The organism is Halobacteriovorax sp. CON-3 (genome assembly GCF_043196995.1).
GTDB lineage: Bacteria > Bdellovibrionota > Bacteriovoracia > Bacteriovoracales > Bacteriovoracaceae > Halobacteriovorax_A.
Genome location: NZ_JBEBNA010000001.1, coordinates 566,501 through 579,756 on the forward strand (window position 1 = coordinate 566,501; position 13,256 = coordinate 579,756).

Here is a 13,256-nt window from a genome sequence, read left to right on the forward strand (position 1 = left end):
GCACCATTTCCAAAACAAATTCCAAATATCATTTTTTAATACATAACTTGCTTAGTTAAAAGCAAGCCGTAGGCGTGATGGTTTTGGAGGCGTCAATTGCCACGATGGCAAATTGATGCCGAACAAATTCGAGGGGTCAGGAGACCCCGAAGAACAAGTCCAGTTCTAGGCACCATTTCCAAAACAAATTCCAAATATCATTTTTTAATACATAACTTGCTTAGTTAAAAGCAAGCCGTAGGCGTGCTGGTTTTGGAGGCGTCAATTGCCACGATGGCAAATTGATGCCGAACAAATTCGAGTCAGCAGGAGCTGACGAAGAACAAGTCCAGTGCATACCACGAAGTGAGTTACGAGGCAGGAGCCGAGAGCCGGCCAAGTCCTGCGCGTACCTATCAACTAACCGAAAGCCGCACCTTCTTCTATTTAAACTTTTCTTTTAGCAGTCCCAATATCATCAAGATAGAACTTAAGTCTTTGCTCAATTTCTTCAAGGGCCGCAAGGCGAATTTCGATGGCCGTATTACATGAGCGGCGAGTTTTGATTGATTCGATTCCCTCTTTAGAAGGGATATTCATAACTGGTCTTTTTTCTTTTTCTTGTTCTAAGGCCACCTGTTCTTCAAATTCTTCAATAAGCTTATTTAGAGGTGTCGGTGCCTTAGCAGTACGATCTTCTACAGGAAAATGCTTTGATGCTGGAAACATCACTAGAACATCGTTTTCTGATTTTGTGTTTGATTCAATTTGTTTCATTAATTTCAATTCCTCATAATAAGCTTTTATAGCGTTCAATTGTCGTCGCTATTTATAAAGCATAACCTAGGCCAAGATTTTTTGGGATAACCCATGTAAATTTGGAAGGTTACAAAAATTGAACGTCAATTATTTGGTCAGGCAAGCTGTTCATTAGACAAATTTCTCTCGCAATATCAAACACTTAGTCACATTTTATTTAGTCCCTAACTTGCGAGATATGATGAGCGTGGTACAATATTGGAGTGAAAAGAATCAACTGTATGCAATGCAAATATTATTTTAGTACTTGGGACAAGGATGCTCCTCGCGGATGTCGTAAATTCAATATGAAATCCACAAATATGCCTTACATCCTCGTTCGCCAATCAAGTGGTTCGGATTGCAGCTTCTTTGAACAAAAAGAACACTTAAAGAAGAAAAAGAGTAAATTAGACGATCTTAATGACCCGAGCCTGTGGTAATCGATATATATCAAATTAGTATAAGAACTATTCCATAATACTATTTCTAATATAAATAAAAACATCATATATAAGCCTCATCAATCAAGTATGTGAGGTGCAAAATGAAAAAAGAGATCCTATTAACGTCATTAATTATGATGAACCCTGTAGCAAACCTACAAGCAAAAGAGATTACTGAAGTCAGAACACAAATGCTTTCAAGTTATGAAACCCTGGCCAATTTATCATTTGAATCTAATAGGTCTTTCGATGGCCACTATTGGACATATAATGATGAACTAAATGATGCCACTAAACACTATCGTAAATTCAAATGGGCAATCGAGATTAGAGACAATAGTGATGAAACGATGACTCATACTGATAATGAATTAAAAATGGAGTATTTCTTGGTTCTTCATAAAGTATTTGAAGATGGATATATTGTGAGTTCTGAAAGTGAATTCCGTGTTGATCGTTTAACAAGTAAAAGGTTCAAGCTATATAACTGTGATTCATCACTTAATTGCCAAAGTGATTACGCCAATACAGAAATGATTCTTGAGAATATCGGAGATGAGAAAGTTCTTCTCATTAAGAATCTTAAGTATGTATTTTCACAAGATGATTATGAAGATGTTTTCTTCATTCAAACTAAGAAATAGAAAGAAATTTGTGAATTCAAAAGAAGTTCTAGAATATTTGTTAACTCCCCTTGATCAATCTCAAGGGGATGTTTTTAAAGAAGTAATTCGTGAGATCGAGCAATTAGAGATTCGTTTAATAGCATCGACGAGTCCTAATTGGGCCAAGCTTGCTAAATCTCGCCTGCTCTCTTCTAACACTGCTTCAAGAGCAATTGATGATAGCTTAGCAAGATGGGATGAGGCCAATCGTTACATCAGCGAATGTATACAAGATGAAAAGAAGCTTAGCTTTGAGATCATCACGAAAATTAACTCCATCTACAATGCTAAGAATTCGAAAATCAGAGAAACTCCTATCTACGGGGGTGGTATTGAGTTCATAAGGCCACAATATCTAGAGGAAGCAAAAGTGCTCCTTATAGATAAACTCTTAAGTGATGTCGATATGTGCTTTTATGAGAAGGCCTTTCACCTGTATCAATGGATCGTAAGTCTTCATTTCTTTGATAATGGAAATGGCCGAACTTCAAGATTATGCGCTGATTATATTCTCATGCAAAACGGAAAACTTCCTATATGCTTCCAGTCGAGCGTACGTTCTCATGTGGCGCAAATGCTTGAGGATAGAACGGTGAACAAAGAAGATAAGTATCTTAGTTTCTTAAAAGCAATAAAGCGAAGCTATGAAATTGTCTTAGAGATTTGAGTCTGGCAGCTCAATACCTTGTTCATAATAAGTTGGCCCAGCTTCTTTAATCATTCCACCGCCAAGACACACTTCCTCACCTTCTATATTAGTATAGAAGACAATCGATTGGCGTTTTGCAATAGCACGCTGAGGAGTATCAAAGTCAACTCTTACAAAGTCTTCAGAAACTTCAGTGATTGTGCACTCTTGATCTTTTTGACGATAGCGAATCTTGGCCTTTAGCTTCATTCCCACTTGTGGCCTAAATTCTTCATCAACCCATGAGAGATCAGTGGCCGTTAGGTAGTCAGCGTATAAAGCACCATGCTTTTCACCACGTTCAACAATAACAACATTTCGTTCAGTGTCTTTACCAACAACAAACCAAGGCTCACCTGGGCCTCCAAGGCCTAGGCCCTTTCTTTGGCCAATCGTATAGAAGGCACTACCGCTATGGCGGCCAACTTTGGTACCATCAAGAAGTTCGAAATCCCCTTCTTTGATATGAATATAATTTGATAGGAAGTTTTTGAAATTTCTCTCACCAATAAAACAGATTCCAGTTGAGTCCTTCTTATCGTGAGTAATTAGATCATACTTCTTTGCAATCTCTCTTACTTGCGGCTTTTCAATGGCACCGACAGGAAAGAGAACTTTATCAAGAACTTTTGATTTGATTGTATAGAGGAAGTAAGTTTGATCCTTATTATTATCAAGGCCTTTGATAAGCTTTGATTTTCCATCAATTTTTTTTGTCTGGCAGTAGTGTCCTGTTGCAAGATAATCTGCACCAAGTTCCATGGCCTTATTAAAGAAGACCTTAAATTTGATTTCACGATTACAAAGAATGTCTGGATTAGGAGTAAAACCTTGTTCGTATTCTTCAAGGAAATTTGCAAAGACGTTATCACGGTACTCTTTAACAAAGTCCACAGAATAGTATGGGATATCAAGCTTTTCACATACGGCCACAACATCTTCAAATTCAAGCGATGCCTTACAATTTCCGTTTTCGTCTTGTTCTTCCCAATTTTTCATGAACATGCCAATGACGTTATAGCCCTGCTCTTTTAATAGAGCAGCACACACAGAGGAATCCACTCCTCCGCTCATTCCGACAATGACTGTTTTTCCGTTACCTACATTTTCCATGAGCCTTATTTAGCACATTTACGTACTAGAGGTCTAGTGCCCATGAAGCAATGGACATGGCAATATTATTGGTGGCGTGATGTAAAGTCTTAATATTGAGTGAGTTCACATGGTCCGCAGGAGTGTGGATGCGAGCTGCATTTGAATCACTCTCCCAATTCTGAGTAAAGACAACACTTGGGATATTAAACTTTTGAAATGACGTATTATCGCCATAGACAAAATCATAAGGACTTACCTTGAATTCCACTCGAAATGTTCCCTCAGATGACTTCGCGTAAAATCGTTGTGCGATAGATTTTTCGGCCTTATGAAGGCCAGAGCTTGCAGGAGAATAGTAGAGCTTCATATTTCCAAGCTGCTGCTCCTTATCTTGAGTCATTGTATCGTAACCAAGCATAACGAGTTCAACATAAGAATAGACGCGAATTCCTTTTTCTAGATTAAGGTTCTTTACATAATCATATGAACCTAAGAAACCATTTTCACCATAATCAAAAAAGACCACGCGAACAGTTTTTTCAAGATCAAGTTCTGCAAGGATATTAATTAAGCTTAAGGCGGCAACAACCCCTGAGGCATTATTGTCTGCACCAGGTTGGCGTCCTTTATTGACGACCTTAAAATTCTTTAAGTCATAAGCTGCGGTATCGTAATGAGCACCGACAACGATGATCTCATTTGGATTCTTTATCCCCTTCTTTTCCCAGACGATATTGTAACCATTTGTGGACTTGAGTCCATCGACTTGTTGAATCCTCTCATTAGTAAGCCTTTGCCACTTCTTTAAATTGGCAGCACTCAATTTATCTTTTGATGCGGCCAAGTCCTTCCTAAAAAGTTCTTTTGCATATTCAATATCTGGAACGAATTTAACAGTTTTAAGAGAAGTATTATTTTTTCGTACATTACTTTCGATATAGCTAACAATATAATCCTGTGCCGTTTTGTGTCCACTTGTGCCCACGAAACGATTAGGCCTTGTTTCCTTAACAAAGCTATTGATAAGGGCCCCTATATCTTTTTCAGAATTCTTTGAAACAGCATAATAAAGAGAGCGTAACTTCTTTGGCGATCTCTTACTTTTAGAAAGTTTATATGTGTCTTTAAAATTTTTAAATTCTTTAGCTGTCACAGAAAGTGACATTGATAATGCGATAATTAAATACTTCATTTAAAACCCTAGTTCTCTTTTCTTTGGACGAGATTGTGCTTCTTCGTTTTCTTCTTTTTGTTTCTTATTTAGTGGTAGACGGTAGAATTCACCTTCGATGAATTGCCCTGTTTGAAAAATTTTGGCATGGCCAATGACTTTAGCACTCGGCCCATTCTTTGTTAGGAAGACGAAATGATCACCTCTAAAGTGGATCCCAGAGGCCTTGTCATCAAGATCGAAATAGATATTGCCATTATTTAAAAGATAAAGACTTCCCTTATAAGCATCACCTGTTGAACTAATACGACAGTAACACTCTACCGGCTTTGAAGTGTCCACAACTTCGTAATTAACAAAGTGATTTCCAACAATTCGCTCAAATGTTAATTCTTTTGCCTTTGCGACGTAGATAAAGCCACGAGACATATTAATTGACACAATTTTGCTATCAGGAACCTTCGGTTTGTTATCGAAAGTCTTATACTGCGTTTGCCCCAAATAATATTGGTGCTGGCCTTTATGCTCACCGACAACACTGTCATCGTCATGAAGATAGATTGTATTTTCCTTGATAAAGCCTGGTGCAATATAGCGATCAGTTAATTCTATGATTTCTTCGCTTGCATAGGCCTGGGCCCTTAGGCTCGCCTTCTTATCATGTTCGGCCCGACTAATCGTTTTAGAATCAACAAGCTGTCCGATTTTATCAACTTCAGAAGTTTTTAAATCGGCCAAGGGTAGAATTAGATGTGACATTATTTCATCATTCGCTTGAATCAATAAGTGACAGTCGTTTTTAATCGGATCATTTGGTGCACTTAAAACAAAGCGGTTTTGAACAGGGATAACCTTACAGTAATGGCCCGTTGCAATCTTTGTGGCCTTTAAAACAGCAAGCTTTGAATAGAGGGTTTCCAGAACAAGCGTTGCCTTATCAATTGTTGGGTTGGCCCAGACACCTGCAACACGACTTTCAAGTAATTTTGAAATAACTCTTTCCTCAAAAGCGCTAGAAGCACTTGTCACGTAGAAAGGAATGCCGATTAAACGACAAATATCGCGAATTTTCTCTTCTGATTCACTGGCCCATGGTGCAAAAATATTATTTATTTTTTTTAGCCACGTGATCTTTTCAAAATGCCTATAGGCTTCAAGTTGTTCTTCATCACCACGAAGTTCTTCAGGTAGTTGCCCTTCAGGAGTTAATTTCGCTTTAAATTGCTCCACTAGTGATTCGTCTTCACTCGTTATACGCTCAAAAAATGAGATATTTACGCCAATACATTCGTGTCCCTGCTTCTTTAAAAGCAGTGCAGTAACGGCCGAGTCAATACCGCCATCTATACCGACGATAATCCTCTCTTTCTTCATTTCTTTCTTAGCGAATTGCATAATTAAATTATAAGTGATTTTGAAAATTTAAACAGGGTAAATTTAATTTTATCGATAACTTTATCCCACTAAAAGCCTCATATATTCATTGACATAACTCAACGCAAAATCAGATAATATTCATTCACGACGCAATAACACACGAGGACACAACACAGATTATGAAAACGAGTAAGGGTAATAGTAAAAGAAGCAAGAAGCTAAAATTTATTGATATCTTTTCAGGCGCAGGGGGATTCTCTTGTGGACTTGAGATGGCAGGCTTTGAATGTGTCATGGGAATTGACTTTAACAAGCATGCGATGGATACATTTGCACTTAATCACAAAAAAGCTTTCCCATATTGTGGTGATATCTCAAAGCTTACGAATAAGAAAATTAAAGAAGTCCTTGGTGATACTGAAGTTAACCTAGTTGTTGGAGGCCCTCCATGCCAAGGTTTTTCAACAGTAGGTCCAGGAAACCCTGATGATATTAGAAATAAGTTATTCCTTGAGTTCGTAAGAGTCGTTAAGCTTACAAACCCTGAGTTTGTCGTTATTGAAAACGTAACAGGTCTTCTTGCAAAGAAGAACGAGGCCACTCTTAAGGCAATCTTTAAGAAATTCAACTCTCTAGGTTACAACCTTGATGTAAAGGTCATGAGCTCACAAAATTATGGTGTACCAGAAAAGAGACGCCGTACAATTTTCATTGGTAGCCGCATTAATGAGAAAGTTGAATTTCCAAAAATTACACACGATACAATTATTGCAAAAACTTTTCGTCCACCAGTAACTGTTGGTGAGGCCCTAAGTGATATTGAAACAAAGAAAGGTGAAATTTTAAATCACGATCTTGATAGTGCAAAAATTAAGTCTAAACTAGATCTAAAACGTATTAAGCGTATTCCAGAAGGAAAAGGCATTCGTTACGAAAAAGATGAGAAGATGTACCTTACGCCATCTTTAAAACTAGGCGTCGACTGGAAGACAATGCGAGAAGGTCGCTTTAGACAAACAAAGTATCAGAGACTTGATTCAAAGAGTGTATCTCCGACAATCATGACTCACCGTCATAGCTACTACCACCCTACAGAGCATCGCTACCTTACTCAAAGAGAAGCAGCAAAGATTCAAAGTTTTCCAAATCACTTTGAATTCTGTGGGCCAATCTCTGCTCAGTGGAGACAAATTGGTAATGCCGTTCCACCACTTATGGGGAAGGCCATTGGTAGCGCAATTAAGAAAATGCACAATGCCTACCTAAAAACAGCAGTAGACGGTAAGGTAAAAAAGAAAACAAAAGTTAAGTCAATAATTGATGATGTCCGAGGAGGAGCATTTGTCTATCGCTAGAATCTCGACATTATTTTTACTTCTACTAAGCCTTTCTTGTGCAACTCATACAGAGTCAGTAAAACTTGAAACAACAAGTTGTCACACAAAGAGAGCGGCCATCGATCTTGGCTCAGGTTCGACTAAGTTAGTTGTCGGACTGGTTGATACATGTCGCGGTATGGTTGAGGGAATTCTTTTTGAGGCGCAAAGAGCTGTTCCTCTTAAAGATCAATTACAAGCTTCAGATGACAATGAATTTAATGAAGAAATGCAAAATCGTCTTAGAGATGTTTTTGACGAATTCAAATACCTAGCAAAGAACGAAGGTGCAAATGATATTAGAGCTGTGGCCACATCTGCTTTTCGTACAGCGGATAATGGTGGTGACGTAGCTGATCTATTAAAAGAGCAAACGGGAGTAGACCTTGAAATTATCTCTCAAGAGCAAGAGGCCAAGTTTGCATATTCGGCAGCACTTTCAAAACTTAAGTCAATGAATGTTTCTCAAAAACCACCTATTGCAATTTGGGATATCGGTGGTGGAAGCATGCAAATAACTAAGCCAGTTGATGCAAAAGGTGAAAAGACACAAGTTGCGCTTTTAAAAGTAGCATCAGTTACTTTTAAAAACCTTGTACTTAAAGAGTTTTATCCAAAAGGAACGAAGACACCAAATCCACTAAAAGAAGAACGTGCCCTTAAGGCGATGGACCTTGCAAGAATTACGGCAAAAGACCAACTTAGCGAATTTGGAAATTTAAAAGATTATCAAGTTTACGGCGTTGGTGGTGTTCACTACTTCAGTATTGGTGGACAATTTAAAAAAGCAAATCGCGTCTACAACCAATCAACACTACTAGCAAAGCTTCTTGAAAGAGCAAAGCTTACTGACAAAGAAATTAATAGTAAGTATGCATCAACTGATGTGACAAATATGGCCCTTGTTCTAGGCTTCATGCAAACACTTAAGGTTGATGAAGTTAAGCCTATCAAAGTAAATATGGCCCACGGGCTTCTGATCAATCCAGCTTTCTGGAACTAGATTAATTAGTTTTAAAGATACAAAGGTTACCTTCATCGACAACAGTCGGTGAGGGCCAGCCATTTTCCTCGGCCATGCTACTTAGCCAAATATTCGCATTTCCCTTTGTCACAATAGTCACTTCTTTATGACGACTTATCTCTAGGATTTGCTCTAAAATATATTCATATGTTTCTTTAGAGAATGGATCATAAAGATAGTAAATATCAGCAATAGGAATTGAAAAAGACTTAAGTGAAAGGTCTTGAACTTTAAAAACTAAATTATCTTCTAAGCCTAACTCCTCACAAGCATTATTAGAAACTTCAACACGGTGAGGAACATATTCATATCCGACAAAGTCAAGATCTGGCCTCATAAGAGAGCAAACTAGGCCTACGCGTCCATAACCAGAGCCAAGGTCTACAATAGAGCTGCCCTTAGCGGCGTCAATTTGATCAAGGGCCAGTAATATCGTGGAATAACCTGACTGAACACCAATGCCGGCCCTTTGATAGAGTCGCTCTTTTGTTTCATGGTCATATTCCATTTCTTGATCCAGTTTATAATTGAGATCGAAAATATCATCCAGATTATCAAAAGTTCGATAAAGATTTGGCCCTTGGTGGCCCATCTCCTGATTACGCCCCTCTTGATCTTTTTCTTCTTTGATAAAGAAATCACTCATTGTATTTAAAGAGTGAATAAGAAATTCTTTCTGATCTGATCCAGCTTTATCAATGATTGATTCTAAGATCTTAGCTTCAATATTTTTAGAGCGCTTCTTTATATCTTTTAATTTACTTGGCCCACTTTCAACTAGGAATTCACTAAGGAATGAGACGGCCTCTAATTCATCATCAAAAAGTGGCGTTATGAAATTCTTATAAGAAGTCACTTGCCCATTTTTCTTATCTTCTTGTTTTTGCAACCAGAGCTCATCTTTAAGAAAGTCCATAACTGTCACTAAGAAAGCAGAGTTTGTGTAGAGAGATGCAAGTTGTATAGGTGAAAACTCAGTCGTGTCACCTTTCTTACCTTCTAGTAAATTTAAGAACATTAATTCAGATATACTCATCTCGCCTCCATGGTGTTTAACTAAAACGATCATGGTTGCAAAGCATGAGCCTCTTAAAGTATTTAGATCATAGCTTTATAATGGCCCTAAGTAAAATTAGAGGCCATTATTAGAATTAGTCGCTTGTGTGAGGTTATAGAAGATCCCCTTTTGAAGCATTAGATTATCTGGAGTATCGAATTCGGCCAGCCTACCATCTTTAAAAACTAGAATTCTATCACACTCTTTAATTGTATCGAGTCTGTGAGCAATGAAGAATGATGTCTTTCCTTCCATCACATTATGAATTCCGTCATGAAGAATCTTTTCAAAATATGGATCAACATGTGCTGTGGCCTCGTCCAAGATGAGAATATTAGGATTTTGTAAACATACGCGTGTAAGAGAGATCACTTGTTTCTCCCCCGCAGATAGGTTTGATCCACCATCTTTTAAGACACTGTCTAAGGTAAGCTTTGAATAGCTCATTACCTTACTCATTCCAGTCTTATCACAAATTGAAAGAATATCTTTATCTGTTAAATCAGGATTTACAGAGAGATTTTCTCTGAGCGTTCCATCGAAGATAATAACATCTTGTGAAACAATTCCAATCTGATCACGGTAGTGATCAATATCTAACTCTTTAAGGTTTTGGCCATCGATTAAGACCTCACCTTTTTGATAATCATAAAGACGAGAAAGAACAGCAACCGCCGTCGTTTTCCCTGAACCAGTTGGGCCGACAATCCCAATTTTTTCACCCTTGTGAATTTTAAATGAAATATCATTTAAGGCCGTACTGATTTCATTATAGCCCATGATAACGTTCTTAAACTCAATTTCACCATTGATCTTATGATGTCTATTATCATATTGATCAAAGACTTCTCTTTCTGTTTCAACCTCTATGAAGTTTGCGACACGATTAACACTTGTAAAGGCCGTTATGATATTGGCCATTTCTCTAAAAAGAGAAAGCACAGGCCAGAAAAACCTCTCACAATAGCGCATCAGCGCAATAAATAGAGCAAGAGTAAGTGTGCCATCTAAGTAAGCATTCCCCCCAAACCAAACGAGAATGAGAAGTGGAAGCCCACATAGGAAAGACAACATTGGCATAGTTAAGGCGTAGTATGAATTTGCACTTAATTGTACAACCTGTTGTTCATTAACTGCTGACTTAAAATTATCATAAGACCAATCTTCTACTCCAAAAGAGCGAATCACATGGATTCCATCAATATACTCCGAAAGTTTAGAGTTAATATTTGATGAGTACTTACTAATGGCCCTATTAAGAGATCCGATTTTATCACGAGTAATAATTAGAAAGATGACCGCAGGAATCATCCCAGAGATAACCATTAGTCCAATTTTAAAATCTGTTATAAGCATTGCTGTTGCCGATGAGATAATCATTAGAACAGAAATGGCCAGGCGTCCAAGAGAGCTTGTAAAGAATTTCTCAATTCCTTCCACATCGTGAGTCATACGCGTAACAATACGTCCCTGAGGCCATGAATCGAAGAACTTTAATGGTAAGTGGGATAGTTTTTGAAAAAGACGATCTCTAATCTTTAAGATGACATAACTCGTTTGCACAATTAAGTAACGACGGCCCACGTAGTGAATAAGTACACCACCCAACTCAAGAGCTAGTACATAGATGGCCCATTTCTTGGCGAGTTCCCAATTTGACTTGGCAAGCCCTTCACCAACTAATACCCCAAGAGTATGACCAGATAGCATCGAAAAAACAGTGAATGTTATAAGCATAAGAATCGACACTAAAATTTTTAGACGATACCCTTTGGCAAACTTAAATAAAAAGGCCGTTGTTTTTAAGGCCGAATGCCCTTGCTCCTTATGCTTCGATTCCTCTTGATCATCTTGTGCTAGAAATTGTTTTGCATCACTCATTACTTGGCCCCTGCTTCAATACGATCTAAATTAATCACCTTCTCGCAATACTTGAGAGTTGATTCTCTATGGGCAACCCAAACAAGAGTTGACTCTGGCAGGTATTTATTAATATTTGATAAAATTGTTTCTTCAGTAACAGTATCGACTGCTGATAAACAGTCATCTAAGAGTAAGATCTCTGGTTTTCTCACAAGAGCACGAGCAAGAGTAAGTCTCTGTTTTTGTCCACCAGATAGGTTAACACCCCACTCTCCAAGTTGTGTATCAAGGCCATCATCAAAGCCTTCAATATCGCTCTTAAGGCCTGCTATTTCTAAAACTTGCCATAGAACTTCATCATCAAAATCTTGATCCATTAAGATATTATTTCGAATAGAGTCTGCAAAGAGAAATGACTTCTGGTGAACCATGGTAATATGGGACCTTAAAAATTTATGGCCATACTCATTAAAAGGACGCCCGAAGAACGTTACTTCTCCGCGAATATCTCGTTCAAGTCCACTTAGAATATTTAAGAGAGTCGTTTTTCCAGTACCAATCTGACCGATAATACCGATACGCATACCACGCTTCACTTCGAGATTAATATTTGAAAGAATATCGTTTCCTTCATCATATTTAAAACTTAAGTTCTTGAGATTAAAAACCGTATCACCAGTTAGCTCATGTTCCACTTTCTTATCTAGTAAGTACTCTTCTTTTAAATGAGTATAGATTTCGGCCAGACGTCTTAGAGAAGTAAAAGACTTTCTCCAGTCTGAAATAATATATCCAAGTTCCATAAGTGGATCTTGTAAAAGGAGAACAAGGCCTTGGATAGCAACAAACTCCCCAACAGTAATTTCACCCTTCATAAGAATGCTAAAACCGTAAGTGAATAGAATAATATAGGTTGCAAATGATGCTAGTCCTGAAGAAGGAATATAGAGCATTGACGTGTTATTGGCATCTAGACGCATTTTACGATACTTCTGAGCACCAGCAAATAAGCGCTTGTACCAGAAAAAGGCCGTATTTCCGAGTTTTTGAAGCCTGACTGTTGAGATGGCCTTTGAAGTTTCATCATTAAAATATGAAAGATAATCTTGGGCCACATCGTAGCGCTCCATTTCAATTGTTGAAATATAGCGAACGAGAATTGGAACGATTAATAATGCCAGTACAGAAATAATCGTAATATGCACATTAATCATAAAAAGAGAAATAACAGTAAATAAACCTAAAAAGAGTACATCCGCAGCACCAACAAGTGTGAAGCCAAAAACAAAACGGGCCTGTCCAACATCACTATTGGCGGCACTCATAAGAATCCCCTTAGGATATTTATTAACGAGAGTGTCCATCGAAAAATATTGGGCATTTTGCCAGATGTCGTCTTTTAAAAAGCCACCAGCATGATGAGTTTGTCTTCCTAAAAAGATACGCCAACCAACACGGCCAAAGTAGAGCATAACCCTAGAAAATAAAACTACTGAGAATATATAGAAGAATTTATGCCTTAAATCATCACCAGTAATGAAATAGTCAATTGTCCAAGAAGGCATCGTTTTATTCGTAAAGAAGTCAACGACATCTCCCATGGCACGAGAGTAAAATACCTGACAAATATTACAAACTACTATTGATATAATCCCTAAGAAGTAAGCTGATTTTTTGCGGCGTAAATAATTCAACCAAATTTTATAGTGCATAGTCA

The 13,256-nt window shown here is 37.8% G+C and carries 12 protein-coding genes; 5 read left to right on the forward strand and 7 right to left on the reverse strand.

Annotation, left to right across the window (positions count from 1 at the left end):
- Positions 1-426 precede the first annotated feature (426 nt).
- Entirely contained in the window at positions 427-756 is a 330-nt protein-coding gene (locus tag ABMA72_RS02650) for a hypothetical protein (RefSeq protein ID WP_021266608.1), read from the reverse strand.
- Between the two features lie 245 nt (positions 757-1,001).
- Here ABMA72_RS02650 and ABMA72_RS02655 point away from each other — a divergent pair, with 245 nt between their 5' ends.
- The 3 genes from ABMA72_RS02655 (at position 1,002) to ABMA72_RS02665 (ending at position 2,555) form a co-directional block, all read left to right on the forward strand.
- A complete protein-coding gene (locus tag ABMA72_RS02655) occupies positions 1,002-1,220 on the forward strand; it encodes a hypothetical protein (protein WP_199177525.1) in 219 nt (72 codons plus the stop codon).
- 104 nt (positions 1,221-1,324) lie between these two features.
- Positions 1,325-1,867, forward strand: a complete 543-nt coding sequence (locus ABMA72_RS02660; RefSeq protein ID WP_392855797.1) for a hypothetical protein — start codon at positions 1,325-1,327, stop codon at positions 1,865-1,867.
- Positions 1,827-2,555, forward strand: a complete 729-nt coding sequence (locus ABMA72_RS02665) for a Fic family protein (protein ID WP_393055937.1) — start codon at positions 1,827-1,829, stop codon at positions 2,553-2,555. Before ABMA72_RS02660 ends, ABMA72_RS02665 begins: the two co-directional genes overlap by 41 nt.
- On the opposite strand, the gene mnmA is transcribed toward ABMA72_RS02665, so the two are convergent.
- Genes mnmA through ABMA72_RS02680 form a run of 3 tightly spaced genes read right to left on the reverse strand, consistent with a single transcriptional unit; the run spans position 2,544 to position 6,237 of the window.
- Positions 2,544-3,689: a tRNA 2-thiouridine(34) synthase MnmA gene (gene mnmA, locus ABMA72_RS02670; RefSeq protein WP_392855801.1), complete on the reverse strand. Its 1,146-nt coding sequence runs from the start codon at positions 3,687-3,689 to the stop codon at positions 2,544-2,546. The two genes, ABMA72_RS02665 and mnmA, sit on opposite strands and share 12 nt — an antisense overlap.
- A gap of 25 nt (positions 3,690-3,714) precedes the next feature.
- Complete coding sequence (locus tag ABMA72_RS02675) at positions 3,715-4,863, reverse strand: M28 family metallopeptidase (protein ID WP_393055940.1); 1,149 nt, start codon at positions 4,861-4,863, stop codon at positions 3,715-3,717.
- Entirely contained in the window at positions 4,864-6,237 is a 1,374-nt protein-coding gene (locus ABMA72_RS02680) for a hypothetical protein (RefSeq protein WP_393055943.1), read from the reverse strand. It lies immediately after the preceding gene.
- Between the two features lie 161 nt (positions 6,238-6,398).
- Here ABMA72_RS02680 and ABMA72_RS02685 point away from each other — a divergent pair, with 161 nt between their 5' ends.
- Together ABMA72_RS02685 and ABMA72_RS02690 are read left to right on the forward strand one after the other, a co-directional pair.
- Entirely contained in the window at positions 6,399-7,574 is a 1,176-nt protein-coding gene (locus ABMA72_RS02685) for a DNA cytosine methyltransferase (RefSeq protein ID WP_392855804.1), read from the forward strand.
- Positions 7,561-8,598: a Ppx/GppA phosphatase family protein gene (locus tag ABMA72_RS02690; protein ID WP_393055946.1), complete on the forward strand. Its 1,038-nt coding sequence runs from the start codon at positions 7,561-7,563 to the stop codon at positions 8,596-8,598. The genes ABMA72_RS02685 and ABMA72_RS02690 overlap by 14 nt, the downstream gene beginning before the upstream one ends.
- 1 nt (position 8,599) lies before the next feature.
- On the opposite strand, the gene ABMA72_RS02695 is transcribed toward ABMA72_RS02690, so the two are convergent.
- The 3 genes from ABMA72_RS02695 to ABMA72_RS02705 form a co-directional block, all read right to left on the reverse strand.
- Entirely contained in the window at positions 8,600-9,655 is a 1,056-nt protein-coding gene (locus tag ABMA72_RS02695) for a methyltransferase domain-containing protein (RefSeq protein ID WP_393055949.1), read from the reverse strand.
- 96 nt (positions 9,656-9,751) lie between these two features.
- Positions 9,752-11,557 carry an ABC transporter ATP-binding protein gene (locus tag ABMA72_RS02700; protein WP_393055952.1) on the reverse strand — a complete coding sequence of 602 codons (1,806 nt, stop codon included), beginning with the start codon at positions 11,555-11,557 and terminating at the stop codon, positions 9,752-9,754.
- Entirely contained in the window at positions 11,557-13,233 is a 1,677-nt protein-coding gene (locus tag ABMA72_RS02705; protein WP_393055955.1) for an ABC transporter ATP-binding protein, read from the reverse strand. Before ABMA72_RS02705 ends, ABMA72_RS02700 begins: the two co-directional genes overlap by 1 nt.
- Positions 13,234-13,256: the final 23 nt, after the last annotated feature.